The sequence below is a fragment of the Nitrosopumilus zosterae genome (genome assembly GCF_025998175.1).
GTDB classification, from domain to species: domain Archaea; phylum Thermoproteota; class Nitrososphaeria; order Nitrososphaerales; family Nitrosopumilaceae; genus Nitrosopumilus; species Nitrosopumilus zosterae.
The window spans coordinates 525,382-549,177 of record NZ_AP026695.1; the positions used below are offsets into that span (position 1 = coordinate 525,382).

31 protein-coding genes and 1 tRNA gene are annotated in these 23,796 nt (G+C 35.6%); 16 read left to right on the forward strand and 16 right to left on the reverse strand.

All coding sequences use genetic code 11. From position 1 onward, the window contains the following. The first annotated feature begins 453 nt into the window (after positions 1–453). From OO712_RS03145 to OO712_RS03170, 6 genes are all read left to right on the forward strand, one after another. On the forward strand, positions 454–624 hold the full coding sequence (locus OO712_RS03145) for a hypothetical protein (protein ID WP_200829055.1): 171 nt from the start codon (positions 454–456) through the stop codon (positions 622–624). A 16-nt stretch (positions 625–640) separates the two neighbouring features. Beyond that, positions 641–796 carry a hypothetical protein gene (locus tag OO712_RS03150; RefSeq protein ID WP_160049206.1) on the forward strand — a complete coding sequence of 52 codons (156 nt, stop codon included), beginning with the start codon at positions 641–643 and terminating at the stop codon, positions 794–796. Between the two features lie 77 nt (positions 797–873). After that, the gene (gene pth2 / locus OO712_RS03155) at positions 874–1,227 is read left to right on the forward strand and encodes a peptidyl-tRNA hydrolase Pth2 (protein WP_109876682.1); all 354 of its coding nucleotides are present in this window, start codon (positions 874–876) and stop codon (positions 1,225–1,227) included. Between the two features lie 39 nt (positions 1,228–1,266). Further along, positions 1,267–2,868, forward strand: a complete 1,602-nt coding sequence (locus OO712_RS03160) for an NHL repeat-containing protein (protein ID WP_109876681.1) — start codon at positions 1,267–1,269, stop codon at positions 2,866–2,868. After that, positions 2,865–4,061 carry a tRNA pseudouridine(13) synthase TruD gene (gene truD / locus OO712_RS03165; protein WP_109876680.1) on the forward strand — a complete coding sequence of 399 codons (1,197 nt, stop codon included), beginning with the start codon at positions 2,865–2,867 and terminating at the stop codon, positions 4,059–4,061. The genes OO712_RS03160 and truD overlap by 4 nt, the downstream gene beginning before the upstream one ends. A 63-nt stretch (positions 4,062–4,124) precedes the next feature. Continuing rightward, positions 4,125–4,355, forward strand: a complete 231-nt coding sequence (locus OO712_RS03170; protein WP_109876679.1) for an Lrp/AsnC ligand binding domain-containing protein — start codon at positions 4,125–4,127, stop codon at positions 4,353–4,355. Here OO712_RS03170 and OO712_RS03175 read toward each other — a convergent pair. Beyond that, positions 4,352–4,561 carry a hypothetical protein gene (locus OO712_RS03175; RefSeq protein WP_109876678.1) on the reverse strand — a complete coding sequence of 70 codons (210 nt, stop codon included), beginning with the start codon at positions 4,559–4,561 and terminating at the stop codon, positions 4,352–4,354. The two genes, OO712_RS03170 and OO712_RS03175, sit on opposite strands and share 4 nt — an antisense overlap. A 103-nt stretch (positions 4,562–4,664) precedes the next feature. Here OO712_RS03175 and OO712_RS03180 point away from each other — a divergent pair, with 103 nt between their 5' ends. Beyond that, on the forward strand, positions 4,665–5,351 hold the full coding sequence (locus OO712_RS03180; RefSeq protein WP_109876677.1) for a hypothetical protein: 687 nt from the start codon (positions 4,665–4,667) through the stop codon (positions 5,349–5,351). Between the two features lies 1 nt (position 5,352). On the opposite strand, the gene OO712_RS03185 is transcribed toward OO712_RS03180, so the two are convergent. Next, the gene (locus tag OO712_RS03185; RefSeq protein ID WP_109876676.1) at positions 5,353–5,601 is read right to left on the reverse strand and encodes a hypothetical protein; all 249 of its coding nucleotides are present in this window, start codon (positions 5,599–5,601) and stop codon (positions 5,353–5,355) included. Positions 5,602–5,721: 120 nt separating this feature from the next. Here OO712_RS03185 and OO712_RS03190 point away from each other — a divergent pair, with 120 nt between their 5' ends. Then, positions 5,722–6,219: a hypothetical protein gene (locus OO712_RS03190; RefSeq protein WP_109876894.1), complete on the forward strand. Its 498-nt coding sequence runs from the start codon at positions 5,722–5,724 to the stop codon at positions 6,217–6,219. Here the strand turns inward: OO712_RS03190 and OO712_RS03195 are convergent. Beyond that, the gene (locus OO712_RS03195; protein ID WP_048115766.1) at positions 6,209–6,442 is read right to left on the reverse strand and encodes a hypothetical protein; all 234 of its coding nucleotides are present in this window, start codon (positions 6,440–6,442) and stop codon (positions 6,209–6,211) included. The genes OO712_RS03190 and OO712_RS03195 overlap by 11 nt on opposite strands. Positions 6,443–6,664: 222 nt before the next feature. Then, a complete protein-coding gene (locus tag OO712_RS03200; RefSeq protein ID WP_109876674.1) occupies positions 6,665–7,699 on the reverse strand; it encodes an alcohol dehydrogenase catalytic domain-containing protein in 1,035 nt (344 codons plus the stop codon). A gap of 73 nt (positions 7,700–7,772) precedes the next feature. On the opposite strand from OO712_RS03200, the gene OO712_RS03205 reads away from it, so the two are divergent. Then, positions 7,773–8,006: a hypothetical protein gene (locus tag OO712_RS03205; protein WP_109876673.1), complete on the forward strand. Its 234-nt coding sequence runs from the start codon at positions 7,773–7,775 to the stop codon at positions 8,004–8,006. Positions 8,007–8,048: 42 nt separating this feature from the next. After that, positions 8,049–10,076 carry a thioredoxin domain-containing protein gene (locus tag OO712_RS03210; protein ID WP_109876672.1) on the forward strand — a complete coding sequence of 676 codons (2,028 nt, stop codon included), beginning with the start codon at positions 8,049–8,051 and terminating at the stop codon, positions 10,074–10,076. Here OO712_RS03210 and OO712_RS03215 read toward each other — a convergent pair. Together OO712_RS03215 and OO712_RS03220 are read right to left on the reverse strand one after the other, a co-directional pair. Then, entirely contained in the window at positions 10,073–10,393 is a 321-nt protein-coding gene (locus OO712_RS03215) for a hypothetical protein (RefSeq protein ID WP_109876671.1), read from the reverse strand. The two genes, OO712_RS03210 and OO712_RS03215, sit on opposite strands and share 4 nt — an antisense overlap. Positions 10,394–10,706: 313 nt before the next feature. After that, positions 10,707–11,054, reverse strand: a complete 348-nt coding sequence (locus tag OO712_RS03220; RefSeq protein WP_109876670.1) for a hypothetical protein — start codon at positions 11,052–11,054, stop codon at positions 10,707–10,709. 78 nt (positions 11,055–11,132) lie between these two features. On the opposite strand from OO712_RS03220, the gene OO712_RS03225 reads away from it, so the two are divergent. Then, on the forward strand, positions 11,133–11,588 hold the full coding sequence (locus OO712_RS03225) for a hypothetical protein (protein WP_225866845.1): 456 nt from the start codon (positions 11,133–11,135) through the stop codon (positions 11,586–11,588). Here the strand turns inward: OO712_RS03225 and OO712_RS03230 are convergent. After that, a complete protein-coding gene (locus OO712_RS03230; protein ID WP_109876669.1) occupies positions 11,551–12,309 on the reverse strand; it encodes an FxLYD domain-containing protein in 759 nt (252 codons plus the stop codon). The two genes, OO712_RS03225 and OO712_RS03230, sit on opposite strands and share 38 nt — an antisense overlap. Before the next feature lie 136 nt (positions 12,310–12,445). Here OO712_RS03230 and OO712_RS03235 point away from each other — a divergent pair, with 136 nt between their 5' ends. Next, positions 12,446–12,697, forward strand: coding sequence for a hypothetical protein (locus OO712_RS03235; RefSeq protein ID WP_109876668.1), 252 nt, complete (start codon positions 12,446–12,448; stop codon positions 12,695–12,697). A 93-nt stretch (positions 12,698–12,790) separates the two neighbouring features. Here OO712_RS03235 and OO712_RS03240 read toward each other — a convergent pair whose 3' ends face one another. From OO712_RS03240 to OO712_RS03250, 3 genes are all read right to left on the reverse strand, one after another. Continuing rightward, positions 12,791–13,138, reverse strand: a complete 348-nt coding sequence (locus tag OO712_RS03240) for a hypothetical protein (RefSeq protein WP_109876667.1) — start codon at positions 13,136–13,138, stop codon at positions 12,791–12,793. Positions 13,139–13,248: 110 nt separating this feature from the next. Next, on the reverse strand, positions 13,249–13,938 hold the full coding sequence (locus OO712_RS03245) for a hypothetical protein (protein WP_109876666.1): 690 nt from the start codon (positions 13,936–13,938) through the stop codon (positions 13,249–13,251). Further along, on the reverse strand, positions 13,935–14,144 hold the full coding sequence (locus OO712_RS03250) for a hypothetical protein (protein WP_225866844.1): 210 nt from the start codon (positions 14,142–14,144) through the stop codon (positions 13,935–13,937). Before OO712_RS03250 ends, OO712_RS03245 begins: the two co-directional genes overlap by 4 nt. 330 nt (positions 14,145–14,474) lie before the next feature. On the opposite strand from OO712_RS03250, the gene OO712_RS03255 reads away from it, so the two are divergent. Further along, positions 14,475–16,358, forward strand: coding sequence for a DUF4377 domain-containing protein (locus tag OO712_RS03255; RefSeq protein ID WP_109876664.1), 1,884 nt, complete (start codon positions 14,475–14,477; stop codon positions 16,356–16,358). A gap of 13 nt (positions 16,359–16,371) precedes the next feature. On the opposite strand, the gene OO712_RS03260 is transcribed toward OO712_RS03255, so the two are convergent. The 4 genes from OO712_RS03260 to OO712_RS03275 form a co-directional block, all read right to left on the reverse strand. Beyond that, the gene (locus OO712_RS03260; RefSeq protein ID WP_109876663.1) at positions 16,372–16,605 is read right to left on the reverse strand and encodes an Lrp/AsnC ligand binding domain-containing protein; all 234 of its coding nucleotides are present in this window, start codon (positions 16,603–16,605) and stop codon (positions 16,372–16,374) included. 52 nt (positions 16,606–16,657) lie between these two features. Then, entirely contained in the window at positions 16,658–17,974 is a 1,317-nt protein-coding gene (locus OO712_RS03265; RefSeq protein ID WP_109876662.1) for a DEAD/DEAH box helicase, read from the reverse strand. Positions 17,975–18,077: 103 nt separating this feature from the next. Beyond that, entirely contained in the window at positions 18,078–18,872 is a 795-nt protein-coding gene (locus OO712_RS03270) for a DsbA family protein (RefSeq protein WP_109876892.1), read from the reverse strand. Positions 18,873–18,945: 73 nt separating this feature from the next. After that, positions 18,946–19,020 (reverse strand) — tRNA-Thr (locus tag OO712_RS03275). A gap of 123 nt (positions 19,021–19,143) precedes the next feature. Here OO712_RS03275 and OO712_RS03280 point away from each other — a divergent pair. Together OO712_RS03280 and OO712_RS03285 are read left to right on the forward strand one after the other, a co-directional pair. After that, positions 19,144–19,371: a hypothetical protein gene (locus OO712_RS03280; RefSeq protein WP_200829053.1), complete on the forward strand. Its 228-nt coding sequence runs from the start codon at positions 19,144–19,146 to the stop codon at positions 19,369–19,371. An 87-nt stretch (positions 19,372–19,458) separates the two neighbouring features. Next, positions 19,459–20,010, forward strand: coding sequence for a pyruvoyl-dependent arginine decarboxylase (locus tag OO712_RS03285; RefSeq protein ID WP_109876661.1), 552 nt, complete (start codon positions 19,459–19,461; stop codon positions 20,008–20,010). On the opposite strand, the gene OO712_RS03290 is transcribed toward OO712_RS03285, so the two are convergent. Next, entirely contained in the window at positions 20,011–21,168 is a 1,158-nt protein-coding gene (locus tag OO712_RS03290) for a hypothetical protein (protein ID WP_109876890.1), read from the reverse strand. It abuts the gene before it with no gap. Positions 21,169–21,303: 135 nt separating this feature from the next. Between OO712_RS03290 and OO712_RS03295 the strand changes: the two genes are divergently transcribed. Next, positions 21,304–21,870, forward strand: coding sequence for a hypothetical protein (locus tag OO712_RS03295; protein WP_109876660.1), 567 nt, complete (start codon positions 21,304–21,306; stop codon positions 21,868–21,870). Between the two features lie 121 nt (positions 21,871–21,991). Here OO712_RS03295 and OO712_RS03300 read toward each other — a convergent pair whose 3' ends face one another. Continuing rightward, positions 21,992–23,764, reverse strand: a complete 1,773-nt coding sequence (locus tag OO712_RS03300; protein ID WP_109876889.1) for a M3 family oligoendopeptidase — start codon at positions 23,762–23,764, stop codon at positions 21,992–21,994. Positions 23,765–23,796: the final 32 nt, after the last annotated feature.

Here is a 23,796-nt window from a genome sequence, read left to right on the forward strand (position 1 = left end):
AATCCAGTCTGTGCTGATTTTAACTGCTTCTCAACAAGATCTGCCTTTTGAGTCAAAGTGGCAACTCTTTCGTCGTCATTTAGTTTCTTGTATTGGTTAATCTTCTGATTAATTTCTGCCAGACCGTATATGTCAAATCTTGCTTATTAGACATTAAGAGATTGATTTCACTTTGAATCAAATCAACTCTCATTCTGTTTTTATCTTTCTTTTTTACTAGATACAAGTCAGATGATAAAAATGAACATTTATGATACAAAATCGATAATATGCAATAAATGCAATTCTTCCATCGGTGGGATTGAATTTGATGCAACAGTTACAATGCCCCTTTGTGGAAAATGTGTTAATCCGTTACCTGAAGTAAAAATGGTGATTCCTTCTGTTAACTGCCTTCACAATAATCCCTCACAGCAACTGTTGTTGAAAATAGCAAACGAGGTGAAATAGATAATGCGTTGTTCTAACTGTGGAAACCAAGCAAGCTGGAGAGATCCTGACTGTAACAAATGCGACAAGCCATTGCATCAAAAAAACTGCAAAGGAAAATCTACTGACTGCAAATGCCATCAAATTAATGAGCAATTATGGCAACAAAGAAAACTCGTAACAAATTCACAATAATCAACCGAGTACTAACATGCTTGTAGAAACAATTCAAACTGAAGACTTATCACAACTTGATAAACTGATCAACGAGATCATTGAACAAAGAACCGTGATGGACATTAAACTATCTGTCACTCCTTTTCGAGAAAAACTCGTGTATACTGCACTGATTATGCTAGATGAATAATTCTTTTTTTATTTTTAATCAAAAAGGCATACTATTTAATTCAAAAGTTTTTCATTAAGCCTGTATTTGATTAAAACATGGGAGACATAAAACAAGTAATTGTAGTTAGAACTGATCTAAAAATGGGGAAAGGAAAGATAGCTGCACAAGTAGGACATGCTTGTGTTCTTGGCGCAGAACATGTAAGAAAATCTCACCCTGAATGGTATGAAGAATGGTGGGGTGGACAAGAAAAAGTTGTACTCAAAGTGTCTGGAATTAAAGAATTGCAAGAAGTGAAAAGACATGCTATAGATTTGAATCTCCCCTGGTCTGAAGTTACTGATGCTGGCCATACGCAAATTGCACCCGGAACCACAACTTGCATCTCCATTGGACCTGCTCCTGAAAATTTGATTGACAAAATAACTTCCGATCTAAAACTCCTCTAGTTGGAATAAGATATAACAAGGCTAGATATTTTTTAAGACATGAAGAAAAAAGCCATCATCATAACAATATTTTTTGGTTTCATCTTGCTATCTTCAACTATTATGATTACACTTCCAAGTATAGTTCCAGAAGGGGACACACCCGAAATGACAATCACTGGCACACCTGCAGATAATTTCCCAGATGATCAACGTGCTCAATTTTGTGGTTCTGGTGATGCAAAGTCCACTGATTATGTTCAGGAATTCTCCATTCCAACTACATGCACAAATCCTTTAGCAATTGTGTCTGATTATGATGGAAATGTTTGGTTTGCTCAAACAAATACTGGTAATCTGGCAAAGTTTGATCCTGACACTGAAACATTCACTGAATATGATAACCCTTCTTGGCCCCAAGGAGGTCGTTCTATGATGTGGGGGATTGATTATGCTCCAGATGGGACTGTATGGTACACTGATGAGACATATGACTCTGTATGGAAGTTTTCAACCATTGATGAAAAATATGAGCGATTGTCCTATCCATCAGAAGGTAACTCATTGCCACAAAAACTCCAAGTTCACGGTTCACAAATTATTGTTAACGACTTTACTGGAAACAAAATCACATTCTTAGACCCAACCCAGTCTGATGACAATGTAAATTATCTTAGCATTCCTTCGCCGATTGATGACTCTGTAACTGCTGATTTTGCAGTTGACGAAAATAACAATGTCTGGTTTACAAATTGGTTATTCCAACAAGGGGGGGTTTTAGTTAAATTTGATCAAAATGGCTATTTTGATTCTGTTGCGAATTCTGATGAAGAACATCTCCCATTACTTGACTTTATTGAAATCTACCAATTGCCTCCTGAGTTACTTACTCCCAACGGTTCTGTAGTTGCTGATGACGGGACAATTTGGCTGGCGGATACGACAACATCGTACTTTTTTAATTTTGATCCTTTGACTAAAGTATTCACGCAATACGTTACATCTGATCCTTTGCCTAGCACATATGGAAACCAAACCGGAGTTGTAAAAACCCCTATTTCCAGACCATACTGGATAGAATCAGACGACCAGGGTAGGCTTGTTTTTAATGCGCAAACTGCAAACAACATCTCTGTCATGGATCCTAAATCTCAAAGCCTTGTAGAATATCACATTCCCTCAAAGAATCCCTATTGGGGAGACTGTGATCCTGGAACTGGATTGATGCTGGCTGATTGTGGCTTGGCACAAATCTTTGATTTTGCAATAGACGGTGAAAAAATTTGGTTTACCGAATGGGTTGAAAATAATATCGGTGTTGTTGACACTTCTGTCCCATTGCCTCTTGAAATTCAATTTGAATCTAATTCAATAACGCTTGCACCTGGAGAAACTAAGCACTTCAACTTTATTGTGTCGCCAAAATCACAAAAAGATCTGTTAGGCGTTTCATTAATTTTATCTCCAACTCATGATTTTCTAAATGTAGATCTTGTAAAAAATTCTCCAAAATCCTTCCAATTGGATTTTGATGCTCCACGTCCAATCCACACTTCTATACATGCTTCAGAAGATGCAATTTCTGGAACCTACAAAATTCTGCTTGGAGCACAATCCTCTGATGTTGCAATCAGTAAATTTGTTACAGTGACAATAGAGTGATACCTAATCTGGATTCCCAAATTGGAATCACCGTTTACAGCACTAATTTTTCTGGAATAGGAGGAAAAATTCGAGCCAAACCCGAAGATTTCCATGTGTCTGAAATTATTTCTGACAAAGTAAACAAATCCATAACTGATCAAGAAGGCTATGCCGTATACAAATTAAAAAAGAAAAAAATTGATACCAATCATGCCTTATCTGGTATTTTTAGAAAAAAAGGAATTCGCTTAAAGTCACTTGGACTAAAGGATGCATCAGCTATAACCGAACAATTTGTCTGCTCTGGAAATAAGGGCAAGGCCATTGAGGATTTCTCTACTGACAAATATTCTTTGGAAAAAATTGGCTATGTGAAAAAACCCCTGTCTAAAAAAGACATGATAGCAAATCATTTTAAAATTAAAATCTCTGACTGCTCAAACGATTTGTCTTCTTTCACTGAATATGACAAAGTCTTGAATTTTTACGGTTACCAGAGATTTGGTTCCAAAAGACCCGTAACTCATCTGATTGGCAAGGCCATTTTACAGCGAGATTTCAAAAAAGCTGTTGATTTGATTTTGTCTTTTACCTCTTCATATGATTCGAAGGAAAATACTGAGATTCGTGAAAAACTATCAGACAAGGCGAACTTTGAAAAATATTTTGATCAAGTTCCAAGTCAAATGGATGTTGAAAAAATTGTTCTAAAAGAAATGATTGAACATGACGATTATTTTGCCGCAATTAGAGCAATCCCATTATCTTTAAGACGATTCTACATCCAAGCGTATCAATCTTTTATTTTTAATCAGTCTCTAAGTATGGCATTTTTAGATGGTGAAAATCTTTTTGAGGCTCAACCAGGTGACGTGTGTTTTGATTTTAATGGAATAATTGGCAAGTATGTGAAAGGCCTGGATCAACGATTGGCATTGCCTTTTGTAGGTTATTCATATTACAAAAAAACAAGATTTGATCATCAAATATCTAAAATATTGAGTAACGAGGAAATTACACCAAAGGATTTTTTCCTCAAAGAGATGCAAGAAGTAAGCAATGAGGGTGGCTTTAGACAGGCTGCCTTGCATTGCTTTGATTATTCGTCTCAAGGAAATACTGTGGAATTCTCTCTCTCACGCGGTATGTTTGCAACAATCTTGTTAAGGGAAATTATGAAACCTGAGGATCCAATGACTGCCGGTTTTTGAGATCATCTTCATATTTTCTTAGATGTCTTTAAGTTGGTGTTTTTTTAAGACAATTTGATTTACATGGAAAAGGCGTACATGCTAATCAGTTGTGAAATTGGTGAGGAACAATTACTCTATTCTCAATTAAAAGAAATCCCTGAGGTAAAAAGTTGCTTGATTACTTATGGCAGCTACGATATTGTTGCAGAATTTACCACAGATACTCCTGCACAAATGAACGAAGTCATCACAACCAAAATAAGAAAACTACAAAAAATTCGAAGCACCATAACACTGCGTGTAATAAACTAGGCTTTTTTTAAAACTGTGATTGCAATCCCTATTCCAATCATGATCAATCCTGTGATTACAATCTGAATTCCATAAGTAATCCAATCGGGATTGGAATACATGAATGAAGATTCTGGTCCAACCACTGATTGCCCTTGAAGGTGAAAAATAATCCCAAACACACTGATAATTCCACCTATTATTACAATGAAGATACCCTTTCTCACAAAATCTCTACATTCATGAGACTAAAAAGGGTAAACAGAATTGATAATTTGACCAAATGATTTTTCGATTCTCTCTTTAATCATATTCCTTCGAGTCCATAAAATGTACGATTGGGATGCCACCTATCAGTCAAGCCGCCACAAATATCTGGGATTTATATTATTTTCATCTTCTGCATTACTTGCAATAATCCTCTTTCTAATCTTTCATCCGCAGATAGAATCCATCAATAAAGAATCCCCAATTTTGATCAATCTCATGTTCCTGCCTGCAATGGCAATCGGATTTCTTTATGGCGTCAGAATTACTGAAAGGGCAGTCAATCCCGGAGAAATCCGCAGCCCAATTAAAAGATCTATTGTAAAAATATTCTTGTTCTTTTTTGTAATGGGTGGAATGTTCAGCTCTGTGAACTTTGCAATTAATGGAGGTAGTGTGATGCCTGAAGTTTCAATTTTAGATGATGGACTTTTGCCTTGGCTAAATGAATTTGTCAGTGCAAACGGTGGTGCTACTTTCTTGATCATTACTAGTATCACGTTGATGGCATCTGCTACTAAACGAATTGTTGGAATGAACTCTGGATTTTTAAACAGGATGGTGACATTTGTTGGAACCTTTGTATTTATGACCATTCTTGTTTTGAGTTTCACAAAATCTGATCCTACATCGTCAGGAGTTTTCTTGTACACTTTTTATCATGCAGGAATTGTTGGCGGGGCATTTTACGCAATGAACAAGCTTACAAAGAATCAAAACATGATTGAAGATTTTACTAACGGTTACTGAACTATTTACCCAAGTCTACATAAATCCCAGAAATTTCATTGTTGATTCTATCCCAATATTTTTCACATCCTTCTGTTTTGAAATCATTTAATTTGCATTCATTGAAATGATGTGTATTTTCTCTTTGTATGTTATCTGCAAAAAGTACGTCTGAGCCAATCGCTAATGCTAGTAGGCCTACTGCAGCAAGACTAGCTGATACTACAATCATGCTATATCCAACTTTAGCATAATTATGAGGCTCTTTCATTTACAGAAAATCAAAAACCCTTGAATTTAATCTTTTCAAGTTTGGATTTTGCGATCAATTTGTAGATACTAGTATGCTTTTTGGGAAAAAAAGAAAAGACAGTAGTTGAAAAGTTCTGCATTGAGCATTCAAATTCTTCAGTATGAATTTCTTGGTCCTATCCCTCTTGATGAGTGGGGCCCTCCAATGGAAAAACTGGTGTATATTATCTTGTCAAAAGACCAAGATAAATTTAATATTCTTTATGTTGGTGATTGTGAAAAAACCGATGACAAGTCGTTTTTTGTCCAAAACCCTGATTTCAAATGCTGGGTTCAAAAATCAGGCTCAGAAAAATCATTATATCTTGCAATCCTACCGCTGTTTGAATCCAGTAAAGAACGCAGACAAAGTGTGCTAAATAAGATATTTTCACGCTATAAACCTCCTTGCAATTCCACTGAACCTCCAAAGGCAGAGCCTGATTATGTTGTAAGAAAATCTGAAATAAATTCAGAAGACCAAAAAATTTCTTGTCCGTGCTGTGGCTCTGAAATGAAAGCAGAACAAATACTTGAAAAATCTACTGTTTATCGTTGTACTAGCTGTGGATTAAGCGATACGAGACTCAACTCTTAACTTTGTTTTGAACATCAAACAACTGTAATGTCAACAAGTCTATTGCTTTTTTCAAATGCTGAAACTCATTAATTGAATGCATTTGACCCTCCACTAACGCTCTCATAATTTTGATTGAATTTTTTTGATAATCATCAGATGCTACAATCTCCATTGCGTTTATTTTTGATAGCAAGTTGTCCAATTCTTTAATCATTTCATCTGATGGCTTGTGTTTGTCCATGAATATCGTAGACTGATTTTGTATATGAATTGTTACAATAAATCTTCGTCAATCTCTTGAATTGGATCCAAGTATTGCTGACATGTACAAGTGGGGATTTGGCATTTTCCTACTTTGATGATTGAGTTGCTATTCTCATTTGGCGAATGCGCTTCATTTGTATGGTGGCATCGGTTACAGTTCATGATGGAACACCATCTTCCTTGATATTGAATTTGCAAGTCAAGGTATCAAGACTGCCCTGGCTTCAATTTCGGAATCTTTTAGCTTTTTGAGTACTTTGTTCGCATTTTCAAGTGGAAAGACTTGAGATATTACCTCGATGTTGTTTTCATCACATATCTTAATCACTTGTTCCATGTCTTTTGTAGACCCTATCAAAGTTCCCCTGATTGTTTTTTCTTCAAATGCCATAAAGGACGGATTTTTTCCTACTGTTGCAATCACAATGAGGCCTCCTTTCTTTACTGATTTAATTGCAGTATCTGTGGCAATATCCGATGGTGCAAAAACTATGGCCGCATCTAGCATTCCGTGTTTGTTTTTTAGTTTGTTCAAAAACTCTTCTTGATTCTCAGAAAATGTCATTGCATCAATTGCACCTAGCCTCTTTGCCACATCAAGATGCTTTTGAGTTCTTGAAAATGCAATTACGTCGCAATTTTCGACTTTGGCAAATTGCACTGCCATATGACCAACTCCTCCAATCCCAAAAATTCCAATTTTTTTGTGCGATTTTGGTTCTGCAGCTTTTACTGCTTTGTATGCCGTGATGCCGGCACAAAACAACGGTGCTGCATACTCTGGTTTCATATGTTGGGGAACTTTGATTGCAAAATCTTCTGTAACTGTAATGTATTCTGTATAGCCTCCTTTGAAAGATTCGCCTGTAATTATTGATGACTCGCAAAGATACTCTTTTCCTTCTTTGCAATATTGACATTCTTTACATGCCTCTAACAGTGGAGTGATCCCTGCCCTGTCTCCGACTTTGAATTTGGTTACGGCATCTCCGATTTGAATTACTTTTCCCACAAGTTCATGACCTGGGACTGTGGGAAGCATTGGCGGAATTCCGATATCTTTCCAGTCCCCCTCTATGCCATGAAGCTGTGAATGGCAAACTCCGCAAGCTTCTATTTTTAGTAATATCTCATTTGATCTTTGAATTTCATGTCTATCAATTTCTGTTAATTTCAACGGATTTGTCTCAATTTTGGCACATTCAAAAAGCACCATCGCACGCATTTTTTCCATGTTCTACTCATTCAAGCACGAAATTTTAACATTCGCTCATTAGAAAAATAAAGGACTAGTACCAAATTTTCTCATGAATGAAATTACCGATGAAGATCGTGAAAGGGTAAAATTATTGCAACAAATCACTTCCTCTAAAAATGAGTTCAAGAAATTATCTCTGGAACAATTACAGCGATTGCAAGAACTAATTGAAAAAAAAGATTACAGTCATGACAAAAAGGCACATAAATCAAAAGTGAAATTGCTGGGAAAAATCAATGTTAGAATTTATGAATTAACTGAAGGTCGTGGAATTTGGGGTTGATCGACCAATTAAGTACTAATATTCTAGCAACTATGATTATTTGTGGCAGAAAACAATCTAATTCATGAAACCAGTCCATATCTTCTTCAACATGCGCATAATCCTGTGGAATGGTATGGGTGGAATGAAACTGCATTAAAAAAAGCAAAAGATGAAAACAAGCCAATCTTTCTCAGTATAGGGTATAGCTCGTGTCATTGGTGTCATGTAATGGCTCATGAATCATTTGAAAACGAGGATGTTGCAAAATTCATGAATGAAAATTTTATTAACATAAAGGTCGATCGGGAAGAACGACCTGACATTGATGATATCTATCAAAAAGTATGTCAGATAGCAACAGGACAAGGCGGTTGGCCATTGAGTATTTTTCTTACACCTGATCAAAAACCATTCTATGTGGGCACTTATTTCCCTGTTTTGGATTCTTATGGACGTCCAGGTTTTGGAAGCATCTGCAGACAACTCTCACAAGCATGGAAAGAAAAACCAAAAGACATTGAAAAATCTGCTGAGAAATTTCTTGATGCTTTGCAAAAAACAGAGACTGTTGCGGTTTCGACAAAATTAGAACGTGTAATTCTTGATGAGGCTGCCATGAATTTATTTCAAATTGGCGATCCAACTTTTGGCGGGTTTGGTTCCGCACCTAAATTTCCCAATGCTGCTAACATTTCCTTTATGTTTCGTTATGCAAAACTGTCTGGCCTCTCAAAATTCAACGAATTTGCGCTCAAGACTCTCAGGAAAATGGCAAAGGGCGGGATTTTTGATCAGATAGGTGGCGGATTTTCCAGATATTCTACTGATGCAAAATGGCTGGTCCCTCATTTTGAAAAGATGCTGTATGATAATGCATTGATTCCTGTCAATTATGCTGAGGCATATCAAATTACAAAAGATCCCTTTTACCTTGATGTGCTGCAAAAGACGCTAGATTTTGTTTTACGTGATATGACTTCACCTGAAGGCGGATTTTATTCTGCATATGATGCCGATTCTGAAGGCATAGAAGGAAAATTTTATGTCTGGAAAAAAAGTGAGATTAAAGAAATTCTAGGTAATGATGCTGATCTGTTTTGTCTTTACTTTGATGTTACTGATGGGGGGAATTGGGAAGGAAACAATATTTTGTGTAACAATCTTAATCTCTCAACTGTGGCATTTAATTTCGGAGTTACGGAACAAAAGGCTCAAGAAATTATTAATTCTTGTTCTGAAAAATTACTCAAAGTTCGTTCTGCAAGGGTTCCTCCTGGTTTGGATGATAAAATCCTGGTCTCATGGAATTCTTTGATGATCACTGCATTTGCAAAAGGCTACCGTGTTACAAATGATGCGAGGTATTTGGATGCTGCAAAAAACTGTATTTCTTTTATTGAAAACAATCTTTTTGATGGTGATAAATTACTACGAACTTACAAAAACGGTTCTGCCAAAATTGACGGATATCTTGAAGACTATTCTTATTTTATCAATGCGTTACTAGATGTATTTGAGATTGAACCTGACAAGAAATATCTCGAACTGGCACTAAAATTAGGCAACCATTTGGTGGATCATTTTTGGGATTCAAGTACCAACAGCTTCTTTATGACCTCTGATAATCATGAAAAACTAATCATTCGACCAAAGAGTAATTATGATTTATCTTTGCCCTCGGGAAACTCTGTTTCTGCCTTTGCGATGCTAAGATTGTATCATTTCTCCCAAACGCAAAACTTCCTTGATGTTTCTACAAGAATTATGGAATCTCAGGCCCAGATGGCTGCAGAAAACCCTTTTGGATTTGGATATTTGCTCAATACCATTTTTTGTTATTTGCAAAAACCACTTGAAATTACTATTATCAATATGGAAAATTCGAATATATGCAACACCCTTTTTACCACTTTTTTGCCTAATTCCTTTATCGTGACAATTCACAATTCTTCTCAATTAGATGGTCTTTCCAAGTATCCTTTCTTTGCTGGAAAAACTTTCAAAGATAAAACTCTGGTCTTTGTATGCAAGGATTTTACTTGTTCTTTGCCATTACAGTCCATTGATGAAATAAATTCACATCTTTAGATTTTTTTCAAGTTCACATCAATCGTATTTCCAACTTGAGGTCTTCCCATATTGTCATATCTTGACTTTGGCATTGCTATTGTGATTTGTGTCTGCTGATATGATTTGATATTTACGGTTGGCTGTGCTTGTAAAATAGCTTCAAGTAATGGCATTACTTGTTCTTTTGTTTCCTCATCTAGTCTTTTTGAAACATTTTCTATGATCATCTGTTTTTGTGAGATTGGTTCAGTTGACACATCTTCAATCAATGTTAACTGCACCATTTGGCCATTATCTACTATTTGTGTAATTTTGAATTCGTTTGTTGCCGACAATATTCTATTTGATTTTTTTGATGATTTATCTTTAACGAATTGAAAAATACAATGCAATTACTGCAGTAGCTACAGCTGCACTTACTCCCAATCCAAATATGATCTTACTGCCATCAATTTTCATAACTCTGCTTCATTTTGTCAGGATTAAACTGTAATGGTCTCTTGTTTTTCTAAATCCGTCCACTGATGATTTCTACGTAAGTGTTTTAATAGAAAAATCCCATTTTTTGTTATCACAAGTTAAAAAAACTGTGTCCATACCATACGCGGAACAACCCTTTCTAAAAAGAGTGCCTATTGGGCACTCCCATTACAATCCTGAATTATCAGTTGTAATGTCTTGATTATCGTCTGTTTCTTTTTTACTATCTTCAAATTTACGTGGCTCCAAAATGGCTTTTTTGATCAGCGGGGCACGTTCTTTTATTATTTTATTAAACTCCTTCATGTCTTCTAAACTTGGAGTCTGTTGTTGATTTTGATATGCTTGCAAAAACCCTGAATACACACATCCTGTAATTATTCCAAATGCTGTGTCTGGAACTGATTCTATCTCTGGCACAAAATTATCTGCAATTTGTCTGTATGATTCTGATTCATTAATGTAATAATCAATCAAGCTATCTAGAAAATCTTTGGTTTCTTTAGAGATTGCCATGACTTTTTCTCTATTTTCCTAGTTTATTTAATTGTCTTTGATTAATCGTTTATTTATTCATAAATTATTTTTTAGATATTGTGGAAATTAGAAACTGACGATGGTTTTTTTCGAATATATGATTCAAAAAAAATGGTTGCAGGATATTTTGATCCGGACTATGGAGATATTTTTCCAAAAGAAAATTCTGAAGAAATTGTTGCATCCATGCTAAAAAACCATGATAAAATTTTAGGCGGTGTGGTGATGGTGCCCCTTGTCAAATTTGGTTTATTTGACACTGATTTGGATACTGATATCAATACAATAGAACAAAATATAACTAGAGTAAATGAACATTTACAGAAATGGAAAAATTTCTTGTCTGATACTGATCGTCAAACACATTCCATAAGGATATCCCATACAGATCAAGACATGTTGACAATCACATTTGAAGTGAAATTTTCAAAACCAACGCCTCTTGAAACAAAACACTTGCAGGAAGAACTTTTCACTACTTTGGATTTGTTACAGAAATCAGGTTTGTTATAATTCTGCCCGAATACCTTGTAATTCCAACATATACAGATAATGTTAACACAAGTACGACTAGTGTCCCAATAGGGAATTCTGGAACTGCTGCATATTCTTCTGATTCTGCAACCAACGTGTATTCTTTGATCTGATTGTTTTGTATTTTATCTGGGATTGTAACTAAAAAAAAGGCATTGTCATTTACTCCTAGATAATCTGGCTCTGGATGAACTTTTGACACTGCTGCAACTTTTCCTTCAATATCATATAATGTCGCAATAATCGCTACTGTGTTTGCTGTAATGTCTCCTTTGTTCATAACCGTTCCTGTTATCATCAAATTATTGTAATTATCCGTTGACAATTTTGATTCCGTAATGTCTATCACTTGGTTTTTTGGTGGGCTTAGCTCATAATCCAATTCTATTGAATACGATTCTGTGTTTTTTGCGTCATTCCTTGTTAATATCAATTCAAACGGACCTTTCATTCCTGGCATGATTGTATTGACCAATGAATCTGCCTCCCTGATGGCGATTGGATTTTTGTCTTCATCAAGAAGTGTGATTAGAACGCTGATTTGGCTTAATGGTACTTTTAGATTATTTGTAATTTCGCCTACCACATGTAGTGATTTGTCATCTCCGATGAACTGTTGATCGTTTTCAATAAACGCCTCGCCAAATGCAGCTGGAATTAATCCTACAAAAAGAAACACAACTATGAAAAATTTCTCCACATCTAACTTTGTTTGAATTCTTTAAAGAAGTTTATGTCTAGGCATATGTTTTTACAATGACAAAATTTGAAATTTTTCCAAAAATATGTATTTTAAAAATCTTATTAATGAGAATCCACTATACTAAACAGCAATTATGGCTAAAATAAAAGTTAGATCTGGGAGAGGTACAAGAATTGTTGAAGTTGATGACAGTGCCAACAAATGGACAGGTTCAGATTTCAAAAAATCCCAAGAAGCAAGAAAAGAAGCATCTAAAGACAAGTATGTTTCTGTAGGTCGTGGAACTGGTACAATCAAATTTGGAGATATTCCAACTACTACGACACAATCAACAAAGGGTATGTGGGTAAGTTCGGGACGAGGAACGGGTAAGAGGAAACTCTGATTATCCAAAAAGATCACACATACAATTCATTATTTTCAAACATGTCTCTGAAAAGAACCAACTAAAAAATAGAAAAAATTAAAGTTGTTATGATCATTTGAAAGAGCGAACCTTTCTAACAACTTTGTTGTGATCAAAAGCAGCAGTCGTAGTCACATACAAAATGTGATTCTTTCCAGCAGGAATTACTATTCTTTTGACTTTGTCATACTCTGCAACCACATATTTGCATGCACCTAAAGTTCTCAATAGTTTTTTTCTTTGATTCCAGTCATATGCTGCCGCTTTTAATGATGCCAAACTTTGTTTTTTTGACACCAAAATGCTTACTTTCTTTGAACGTGCTGAATAAACTAGTTTACCTTTTAGATCGCATATTGTTACGACTCTAACAGATGGACTTAGCTTCAATAGTTTTTCAACAGCTGCTTCAATTTCCATAATTGTACCAATACTTTCTAGATGATAAAATTTACTAAAATACTCGGAACAAATTTTTTTGATGTGATTTGAATCTTGGAATGTAAAATTTCGAGTAAACTCTTTTCTCCTTATGGGAGGTGGTCAACTTTCCATTTTTTAGCCTCGTTAATACAATTGAACCATTCTATCTCGATATCGTCTGAATCAAATTCACCAAGTTCGTTCTTGTATTCATCATCACAATTCTTCTTCATATTTTCCGAAACCTGGATAACCTTTTGTGTCAATCCTGTCTTAGGAGCTTCAAATTTTTCTGGCTCGTCATAATTTTTTACCCCTGTTTTTGCTGAATAAAATTCAACCAATCCTAGCATCTCGTATTCTAAGGATTCTTGAATTTGTGCATCTGAACGAATTTTTGCTGATTCGTCTCCAGTTTTTATCCACTCGATGAATTGTGAATCGCTTTCAAGCTGGGATTCCGACGATAATTTTAACAGCTCCACTGAACTTTTGAATATCTCTGGTGGTGATAATTTATCGTATTTGGAAATTATTTCATCAAAATCTCTCAAATGTTTTTCATAGAATTTCAATAACTCTTCTTTGGAAATGTCTCCCTCTTCCCATTTTATTTTTTCAGAATAGAATTTAATTTGTAATTCTTTAACCTCTTCTTGAATTTTTTCCAATTCTATTCCGAACTGCAGACCTTTCTGTTTGGTTTGTTCCACTGAAAAATTGTATGCGCCTATTGCGCCAATAATGATGACTGCTATTACTGCAATTATGATATTTTGAATTTTCTTTTTCTTCAAAGATAATCTATATAATTTCCATCTTCGTCTAACTTTAATTCTATCGTAAACTCTGTTCCGCTGATAAATGAATCATTTCGTGTAGTTCTAACTCTGCCTATGACTAGTTCATACGGCCAAATTTCCACAACAATGGCTCCGACTTTTGCAGTAGGGGTCTCTGTAATTATCATGTCTTCCCGTTTAACCCCGTGTCTTTCTAACATGTGAATAGCGTGATCTAAGAGCGGTTGCGGATTATTGTAATTTAGTACCCAGACTGTTCCTTCGTAATCAATTTTTTGCAATTTGAAACATCCTGATTTAACTCATATAACAATTATGCGCCCATGAATTTTGAATGAACACACGACTACATTCTTTTGTCATGATGTGGGCCTGACATGGAATATTTATTTTTGTGGCATATTTTTTCTTTGATCCACTTTTCAGAATTTGTTTTTTACAAGCGGAAAATTTTGTTGTTACTCCTAACCATTTGTCGGTAAAAATCTATTTTCATCAAACTCTTTAAGGTATGTTTTATTAGAATAACCATGAAACTTGTTTGGTTAGTGATTCCTTTGGTATTGTTTGGAATTATGGGAGTGCAGAGTTCCATGGCCGAAGAGGTTAGTGTGGAGTCAAATTCTACCATGTCTCAACAGAAGCTAAAAACAATGGTTGAGAATTGGATGAACAATCCAGATGAGGATGACACAAACCAACGTCTAGAAATCATGAAGGCATATTATACATTTGAGGAAGAAGGGAAGAAGTTATCCAATGATCAAGATGGACTGGTCTTGATGAACCAGATTAGAAAAATGGTTAGTCTAGACATGCCAAAAGCAGATCTTGATCAATTAAGGGAGCAAGTACGAATAGAACTGGGATTGGCAGCACCATATGAAACTAAAATTTTCTACATTGGTCCAAATCTGGTTGATTGTGTTGGAGTTGGTCCTCAAAAATGCATCCAAGTTCGTGAAGATGAAAATTCTAGTTGGGAGTATTTTTATGATTCCATCAAAGGATTTGATTTTGTTGAAGGAAAATCTTACAAAATTTCAGTTAAAGTAATTGATGTTGAAAATCCTCCTGCTGATGCACCCAATAAAAAATATGAACTAGTAGAGATTCTTGAAACAAAATCGTATTCCAGACATATTCCGTATAATGACATTTGTGCACCTGGATTCGTTTCTCTTGGAGAAATCTGCGTTCTAAATGATAGATGCGGTCCTGGAGCTTATCCAGGAAAAATATGTGTCATGGATGGAGTCAAGCAACCCTATCTTAGACCTACTCAGCAAGGAAATGCTGGAATTGCAGCTTATGATGTAATATGTGCAGAAGGACTGAACCTAGTTTTCAAATCTCATGATGGTTCACCTGCATGTGTGAGTATAGATTCTGCCAAGAGTCTTAAAGACCGTGGATGGCAAACAAAATATCCAAATTTTGCGTGCACTTTGGAATATGCTCCAGTATGTGGAGTTGATGGGCAAACTTATGGCAACAAATGTATGATTAGCTCAAACCATGTTGCTACAAAACATGTGGGTGAATGTACTGATATGATTGAAGAAACAAAAGGAATATTTGAAAATGCATTAGATTACACCACCAGTCCTCCTGTCATTGATGAGCAAAAAGGATATTTTGTCACAGAAATTGCAGATGGTGTCTATTGGTTGGTTGGAAGTGGTTACCAGACAATGTTTGTAATTACTGATGAAGGTGTTGTTGCAATTGATGCACCGCAACCTATTGGAGAAAAATACCTTGATGCAGTAAAAGACGTAACATCCAAACCAATTACCCATATGATTTACTCACACCATCATCAGGATCATACAGGTGCTGCAGGAACGATATTTCCTACTGACATCACTTACATTGCACATAAAGACGCCGCAGATGCCTTGATATCTGACAATGATCCTAACAGACCAATTCCAACCAAAATCCTTGAAGGAAAAACCAACACTTTGAAAATAGGCGGTAAGACTTTTGAGTTTCACAATATTGGCGATTTTCATTCTAAAGGTAACTTGCTGATAATTCTTCCAGAATACAAGATTGCAATGCTAGTTGATTTGCTTCGCCCTGCCGAATCACCATATCGTGCATTTGGAATGACGCCTGACATTGAATTATACTTGAATGCTCATGATGTTTTGCAAACCTTTGATTTTGATGTACTCATTTCAGGCCACACAAATCTTCTTGCCACAAAAGATCATGTCACAACAAACAAGCAGTTCACACAAAGTGTCATGGATAATGCACAAGCTGCATTAGATTCTGGAGACCCAGAACCATCTAAGATTTGTACAACTACTACTATACAACAGTGGGAAGGAACTCTGGGAAATCTTGATGCATTCATGACTGATCACTGTAATGCTATGATCGAGTATCTTGGATCTCAATGAGTGTTTAGAACAACTATTCGGGCTTTATTACATTTAGAGTCATGGTGCTGACAACTCTGGATAACTTTCTAATTGCTGCAATGACTCTTTCAAATTCATCTTGATTCTCTGTTTGCACTTCTGCAACCACGTCATATGCACCAAAAGTAAGGTATGCATTATTGACGTCTTGCATTTGTTTTAGTTCGTCCACTATGTATTCTTCGGCGCCAAGATCACAATTTAGTAAAATGAATCCTTTGTGCATTATTGTATCTAGTAATAATTCATGAAGTTCAAGTCTTTAAGTTTTGCAGTATTTACCATCTACTACGTCCGCCGTAGCTGTTTCTGTTATCTCTGTCGCCATATCGTTTTTTCCCGCCTCTGTCATCCCTGGGATTTCTACTTCTGTCCGATCTTCCATATCCTCCAGAACGTCCTCCTCTAGAATAATTAGATCTTGATTGACCACCATATCTTCTTGAAGGCGTTTGCCTTTTCAGAGGATCTGGAATGGATATCTGGATTCCCATTTCTTGGTTCAAGTCTCTAATGGGGACTTTGATTTGACGTTTGATTAGATTCCAATCTCCTACTGATGAATATGAAACAAATGTGATTGCTTTACCTAATGCACCTGCTCTTGCAGTTCTTCCAATTCTGTGAAAATAAGCCATCTCTTGATTTGGTACATCATAATTTACAACCAATTCTACTCTTGGAACGTCAATTCCTCTTGATGCTACGTCTGTTGCAACCAGAATGTCTGCTTTTCCACTTCTGAATTTGCCCATGGATTGCTCTCTTCTGTGTTGTGACATGTCTCCTTCAATTGCTACTGCATTGTATTTTTCTTGATGTAGAAACTTTGCCACATCCCTTGTTCTATATTTTGTTGAACAAAATACAATAGATTGGCCTTTTGTTTGTTTGATAAAGTCAATTAGATACTTGAATTTATCTCGGTCTTTAATCACCAAAAATGATTGATCAATTCCTTCTCCACTAAGGTCATCTGCATCCAACAAGAATTGTTTTGGGTTCTTTAGATATTCTTCAGACAGTCTTAAAATCTCAGTAGGCATTGTTGCTGAAAACAATGACATCACTCTATCTTCCGGGGCTAAATCCAAAATAAATGAAATATCGTCAACGAAACCCATATCGAGCATTGTGTCAGCCTCATCTAGGACAATATGGGTGACGTCTCGTAGTTCGATTGATCCTCTCTTGAGATGATCAATTAGCCTACCTGGAGTGGCTACGACAATTTCTACTCCTCTATGAAGAGCATCTAGCTGTATTCCCATTCCTTGACCTCCGTAGACTGTTGCTACTTTAATTCCAGTGAATTTTCCAAATTTTTTAATTTCATCACTAATTTGTATCGCAAGTTCTCTTGTAGGCGCCATAATCAATCCCTGAATGCCATTTTTTGGCTGAATCTCTTGTAGCATTGATAATGCAAACGCTGCAGTTTTTCCTGATCCTGTATGTGCTTGTCCTACAACATCTCTTCCTGAAAGAAGTACTGGAATAACTGCTTCTTGAATTGGAAATGCTTCCTCAAACCCAAGCTCTTTAATTCCTTTCAGTATCTCATCTTTTAATCCTAATTCTGTAAATTTTGTCATTTTATTTTCTTCTCTTAAGCAATGACGAAAAGCTCATTGCTTCGACGTCATTATTCCGATAGCTAACGTGGTCGCTCAAGGTCTAATAAACGCTTGTTATTTTCTATGCATCTAATTGGGCATCAATAATTTTTTTGAAACTATCAAATGGTTGTGCTCCTTTTAGTTCCACAAATCCAATTTTTTCATTTCCAACAAAAAATCCGGGCGTGCCTGACACTCCATAATCTCTTCCATCGTCAAGATCTTTTCTAATCTCTTCAATGTACTTTCCACTAGTAAGACATGAATCAAATATTTCTTGATTTAATTGAATCTCCATTGCATAATCACTGAACAAATCAAGCGCATCTACAGTTTCTTGTTTGTTCCATTGATTTTGATTATCGAATAATATGTCGTGCATTTCTCTGAATTTTCCTTGCTCATTTGCACATTCTGCAGCAACAGATGCAGGTAGTGCATTTGGATGAATGCTCTGTATGGGAAAATCTCTGAAAACCAGTTTGACTTTTCCTTGTTCAATATATTGCTCAAGAATTAATGGGAGTGTTTGGGTGTGGAATCTTGCACAAAATGGACATTGAAAATCTGAAAATTCAATTATAGTAATCGGCGCATCTGGATTTCCAATAATTGGATCATTATCTGCTGAAATTTTTACCTGTTGGGAAGGTTGTTTTGTTGGTAATTGATTTTGCAATACTTTTAATTCTAATTTTGCAATTGCCTCTTCAAGTTCTTCATCTGTAATCTGATTAGAGTTGGAAACATAAGATCCCGCAAAAAATGCTGCTATCCCTACTATGACAATTAACCCAATAATTAACAGATTAAATGTTGATTTTTTTACTGTAATGTTTTTGCTATTTTCGTTAAATTCTGAATTAGAACTCATTTTGATTAATTCCAAAATTCATCATACTTATTCGTATTGCCTCTGCAAATTATCTAATTCAAGGAAGTTTAAGAGCCAATGACGGGATCCGAACCCACGACCTGCTGATTACAAATCAGCTGCTCTAACCAGGCTGAGCTACATTGGCATAATGGAAAATGAAATTTTTCAGGTTTAAAATGTTACCGAGATTGACCGCTGGACTATCCCAAGTCGTAATCTGGTTGCTTTGACCGTCAGTTTATAATAATGTCGTATTTTGATACACGTTATGAGATACATCGAACCAACAAGAGTTAAGGTTCTGATGATGATGTTTTATGCAACAGGAATTGTAGGAATTGTTGTTGGATTAGCTGTTGCACCTCCTTCTATGACTGTGATGATTACTTTTATGGCTCTCATCAATGTAGGATTGGGGGCTTTCTTTACGTTCATCTTTTTGACTCAAGTCCAAAAAGCTCCTGATAAAAGAAAAAAGAAAAGAAAAAGCGATTAGGTACTGGGTTTACCGTCTCCGATATAATTTTAAAAATTCACTATTCCAATTAAAGTATAAATAATAACTATCTTCATGAATTCATAAATGCTTGATTTAGTTGCAAAGAAATTATTTCTCACAAAAGGAAAAGGAGTTCATGAAGACCGACTAACAAGTTTTGAATATGCACTCAGAGATGCAGGTATTGCAGGAACTAATCTGGTATTGATTTCTAGTATTTTTCCACCCAAAGCAAAATTAATCTCAAGAAAAGAGGGTCTTAAACAAATTAGTCCTGGACAGATATTGTTTACAATTTATTCCAAGAATCAGACTCGTGAGCCATATAGAATGTGCGCCGCTTCTGTAGGTATTGCATTGCCTAAGGATAACAGCAGATATGGTTATCTGTCTGAATACGAATCATTTGGTCAAAATGAGGCACAGGCAGGTGATTATGCAGAAGATATTGCAGCGCAAATGTTGGCCTCGTCTTTAGGTATTCCTTTTGATGTTGACAAAAACTGGGATGAAAAAAGGCAACAGTGGTCAATTTCAGGTAAAATCTATAACACAAAAAATATCACACAATCCACAAAAGGCGATAAAGATGGAAAATGGACTACTGTTTTTGCCGCAGCTGTTCTCTTGCTGTAACTACTTTCTATATCCTTTAAGATAAAATACTGAAGCTGCAATTGCAACTATCGTAATTATGATAACCACGATTACTGATTCGTCAACTTCTAGTTTTTCTGGTTTTTTAGATTTGAATTCTTCCCCACCCAGAGAAAATTCTAATTCTTTTTTAGTGATGGCTGTGTCCTTGCCAAAAATGTATTTTCCTTGGATTCTTTCCCCTTCTTGCGGATCAAAAACCCATCCTTTCTTTGTAATGTCTGTTGGGATTCTTTCATCTCCAATAACCTGCGTTGGTGTAATGTCTCCTTTGACATCCGAAACTTTGGTTTCTTCATCGGATAATATGACTACTTGAAATATTGAATTAAGAGGATAAAATCCTAATGAGAAATAATCTGATCTTTTCAATTCATCTGTCTTTAAAAATTCCAATGGGCTAATTTCATTAATTTCCGGTGCAGCATTTGGGTAATTCACTGATAATCTTAACTGAAGCAATGACTTGTTATCGGATGATATGATTGAGAACGTCATCTTTGAATTTTCTTGAGTTGAAAGATTTCTTGCAACATCGTAAAACCCTCCCGAGTCTCTAATTACTTTGGGAATCAAAATTGCAGATATTTTTTCATACATCGAATCTGTGTCTTCCATTGGCATCGTATACACTGCAGAAATAGTTCCTCTGCCTGAAATCACTCCTGACGTTTCAAGTGCCACGCTTGCATCATCACTACTGTGGATAAATGTGGAATGAAGTTTTGCCTTTGTATCAAACACCTCGTTAATTTCATCTATAAACTGTCCTGCAATTTGAAGAGTTGAATTTTGAATTTGTGCAAAATTTTTGTCATCTGGATTTCTCTTTACGTTAATCAAAATACATGATTCATTATTTACTCCTAACACACACTGGTTCTGGTTAGTCACTGTAACTACTGAAATCCTTCCATTTTCCCGTATTCTCTGTTCTAATTCAGCTGGTATCTTTATTTCTTGAATGCTTGTACTTTGCAATGTTATTGATGCAGTTACATTTTGAGATATGCTTTTGTCTATGATGACTTGTGCCGTTTCTTGAAATGTTGCAAGACTCATTTCTTGAGAATATGCATAGTTTGTTGCAACTCCAACAGAGGCGAATATGACAAATAAACAAAACCATTTTTGCATGGTGTTCCCAATAATAGGGAAATTATAAAATTTACTCATTAGTGGATTTTCTAATCCTAAAATTGGAATATTCTTTATTGAAAACGCTGTATATCTATTAGATAATATTCTCATTATTACGATATCTGACTGATAATGGCACTAATCCCTTTTCTTGTTGATATTTTCAAAGATCCTATAATCCAATTAATTGCCGTTTTGGGAGTTTTTGTAGTTGGTATAATTCAGGGAATTATTATTGGACGCTCTATTCTTGTGCGATTTCCGCGTCTTCAAAACCATGTCAAGACAGTATCTATTACGCTGTTTATCTTGTTTTTAGTCAATGCCGTTTTGAGTGTCCCGCGTTTTGCATCTCCTGAAAAGATTGATCTGTTCAATCTGCCTACCGCACATGCTGGAGATATTGCATCCTCTCTCTTTTTGATTTTTGGAATGAATACTGGGTTTCTTACCATCCTGGCAATTTCTGTAACTGTGATGACTTTTGTTCTTTTAAAATTTACAAATCTTAATGGGATGTTCAAAATATTTGTTTTATTTTCCAGTATTCTTTTACTGATACTCACTGGCTTGAGCAGACTCACGGATCTTACTCCTAGTACATTTGAAGTTCTCTTGTATTTTCTCTATCAATTAGGATTTACGATTGGCATTCTTGCTGGTACAATCAGAAAGATCAAACCAAAAAAATGGGTTTAAAATAACTTCAAACGTTTAAATCAGATTATTTGTTTTTGGATGATGACATCGAATTCAAACCGTTCGGGGAACAAAGCTGGCAGTCCATGCGTTGGACTGTCAGCCCCATTTATTCTTAAATTCAGTTTAATGATGAGAGTGTTTTAACCTGGTCTCTGACATAATCAAATCCCTCTTGCCAAAACTTTGGTGAACTGATATCAAAGCCATGCTCCAAGAGAAGTTTTTCTGGCTTTTTAGAACCGCCGGCAGCAAGAATTTCAATGTATGATGGAACAAAATCCATTCCTTCCTTTTTGTATCTTTGAAATAGAGACAATGCCAACAAATTACCAAAAGAGTATGCATAGCAGTAAAACGGTGTGTGGTAAAAGTGGGGAATGCAACTCCATTCTATTGCAAAGTCTTCTGAAAGATTTACCGAATTCCCAAATTGCTCTTTAAGGTTTTTCAGGTATGTATTTGAAATCTCATCGACTGTCGTGCCTTTACCAATTTGCTCATGAGCATCCACTTCAAAAATTGTAAAAAATGACTGTCTGAGGATTGTTGCGTACAGATCATCTATTTTTTCTGATAGCATGATCTTTTTCTCATCATTAGAAATTTTGTCTGATAAATTATCATATAACAGCAATTCAGAAAATGTGGATGCTGTCTCAGCTAAGGGCAACGGCGCGTCTTGAACAAGAATGGACCTGTCTTGTGCTGCTTGACTGTGAACTGCATGACCTAATTCATGAGCTAAAGTAAACACGTCTCTTGATTTTCCTGTAAAGTTCACTAGAACATACGGTGTAATTTTTGGAGTAAGAGTACTGCAAAATGCCCCATCTCTTTTTCCTTGTCTAACTGAGGAATCGATGTGATTCTCATTGAACACTTTTCTTGCAAACTCTTCTAGTGTCTCACTAAATCTTCCTAGAGATTCAAAAACAAGTTTTACAGAATTACTGTATGAATAATTTTTTTCTTTAATGTTGGAAGCTGCGGGCGCATACAAATCATATCTTCTCAATTTTTTCATCTTCAGCATCTTTGCTTTTTGAAGAAAGAATTTCTGAAATACTGGGGAGTTTTTTCTGCATACTGCAAGAAGCGATTCTATAGTTTTATCATCTACATCATTTCCAATATTTCGCATTGAGATTGGGGATTTGTATCCTCTAATCTCTATCCCTTCATCTCTCCAATTCAGAACAATATTTTGATATATTTCGCCGATTACTCCCTTGTTTTCTGTATATTTTGTCAGAATTGTTTTGTAAGCTGTTTCACGAATTTTTGAATTTGTACTTCGAACATAATTGGTAAGTTCTTCCCTTGTCATTTTTCTTGTTTTATTTCCTATCTTCATTTTGTATTCATAGGCATTTGTGATCTTGTCGTAGAGTTTTACCAGTGCTGATATTCCGGTGACGTCTAACGTGTTGATTATTCGCTCTTCAGGCTCACTCAATGCATATTTTGCAAATAGTCTTTTGTGTGATAGATACTCTGTTAACTCACCTGCATTTTTCATAAGTCGTTTTGCATTTTTTTCATCAACTTGAGTTTTCCACCATAAATCAAAAAATAAAATCTTGTTTGAAATCTCAGAACCTAACTTTGACATTCTTGTCATAAGTGATGTTGCCTCATCTGACTGCGTATCTGATGAATAGGACAAGGATGCATATCCTCCGATTTTACTCATTTTTTCAGAAATTTCTTCAACTTGATGTAAAATATTCATAAATTTTTCCGATGACATTTTGGGATCTAGTCTTGTTTTAATTTTTTCAAATTTTTCTGATTGTTTTTCCAATTCTTGAATCTGTTTTTGAAATTCCTGGCTTTTTGGATTTTTTGCCAATTCTGACAGATCCCATTTTTCAAGCTTATACTCTGCCATCACCAATGTACGTTTGTAACTATTAAAAAATC

Excerpts from the sequence above, each read along its gene's own strand:
- OO712_RS03185 (WP_109876676.1), bottom strand. The coding sequence starts at position 5,601 with ATGAAAGAGCCTCATAATTATGCTAAAGTTGGATATAGCATGATTGTA.
- OO712_RS03295 (WP_109876660.1), top strand. The coding sequence starts at position 21,304 with ATGGCACTAATCCCTTTTCTTGTTGATATTTTCAAAGATCCTATAATC.
- OO712_RS03205 (WP_109876673.1), top strand. The coding sequence starts at position 7,773 with ATGAATGAAATTACCGATGAAGATCGTGAAAGGGTAAAATTATTGCAA.
- OO712_RS03300 (WP_109876889.1), bottom strand. The coding sequence starts at position 23,764 with ATGGCAGAGTATAAGCTTGAAAAATGGGATCTGTCAGAATTGGCAAAA.
- OO712_RS03145 (WP_200829055.1), top strand. The coding sequence starts at position 454 with ATGCGTTGTTCTAACTGTGGAAACCAAGCAAGCTGGAGAGATCCTGAC.
- OO712_RS03285 (WP_109876661.1), top strand. The coding sequence starts at position 19,459 with ATGCTTGATTTAGTTGCAAAGAAATTATTTCTCACAAAAGGAAAAGGA.
- OO712_RS03200 (WP_109876674.1), bottom strand. The coding sequence starts at position 7,699 with ATGGAAAAAATGCGTGCGATGGTGCTTTTTGAATGTGCCAAAATTGAG.
- OO712_RS03235 (WP_109876668.1), top strand. The coding sequence starts at position 12,446 with ATGGCTAAAATAAAAGTTAGATCTGGGAGAGGTACAAGAATTGTTGAA.
- OO712_RS03250 (WP_225866844.1), bottom strand. The coding sequence starts at position 14,144 with ATGTTAGAAAGACACGGGGTTAAACGGGAAGACATGATAATTACAGAG.
- OO712_RS03220 (WP_109876670.1), bottom strand. The coding sequence starts at position 11,054 with ATGGCAATCTCTAAAGAAACCAAAGATTTTCTAGATAGCTTGATTGAT.
- OO712_RS03150 (WP_160049206.1), top strand. The coding sequence starts at position 641 with ATGCTTGTAGAAACAATTCAAACTGAAGACTTATCACAACTTGATAAA.
- OO712_RS03240 (WP_109876667.1), bottom strand. The coding sequence starts at position 13,138 with ATGGAAATTGAAGCAGCTGTTGAAAAACTATTGAAGCTAAGTCCATCT.
- OO712_RS03270 (WP_109876892.1), bottom strand. The coding sequence starts at position 18,872 with ATGAGTTCTAATTCAGAATTTAACGAAAATAGCAAAAACATTACAGTA.
- OO712_RS03265 (WP_109876662.1), bottom strand. The coding sequence starts at position 17,974 with ATGACAAAATTTACAGAATTAGGATTAAAAGATGAGATACTGAAAGGA.
- OO712_RS03180 (WP_109876677.1), top strand. The coding sequence starts at position 4,665 with ATGTACGATTGGGATGCCACCTATCAGTCAAGCCGCCACAAATATCTG.
- OO712_RS03195 (WP_048115766.1), bottom strand. The coding sequence starts at position 6,442 with ATGGACAAACACAAGCCATCAGATGAAATGATTAAAGAATTGGACAAC.
- OO712_RS03170 (WP_109876679.1), top strand. The coding sequence starts at position 4,125 with ATGGAAAAGGCGTACATGCTAATCAGTTGTGAAATTGGTGAGGAACAA.
- OO712_RS03260 (WP_109876663.1), bottom strand. The coding sequence starts at position 16,605 with ATGCACAAAGGATTCATTTTACTAAATTGTGATCTTGGCGCCGAAGAA.
- OO712_RS03160 (WP_109876681.1), top strand. The coding sequence starts at position 1,267 with ATGAAGAAAAAAGCCATCATCATAACAATATTTTTTGGTTTCATCTTG.
- pth2 (WP_109876682.1), top strand. The coding sequence starts at position 874 with ATGGGAGACATAAAACAAGTAATTGTAGTTAGAACTGATCTAAAAATG.
- OO712_RS03255 (WP_109876664.1), top strand. The coding sequence starts at position 14,475 with ATGAAACTTGTTTGGTTAGTGATTCCTTTGGTATTGTTTGGAATTATG.
- OO712_RS03290 (WP_109876890.1), bottom strand. The coding sequence starts at position 21,168 with ATGCAAAAATGGTTTTGTTTATTTGTCATATTCGCCTCTGTTGGAGTT.
- OO712_RS03280 (WP_200829053.1), top strand. The coding sequence starts at position 19,144 with ATGAGATACATCGAACCAACAAGAGTTAAGGTTCTGATGATGATGTTT.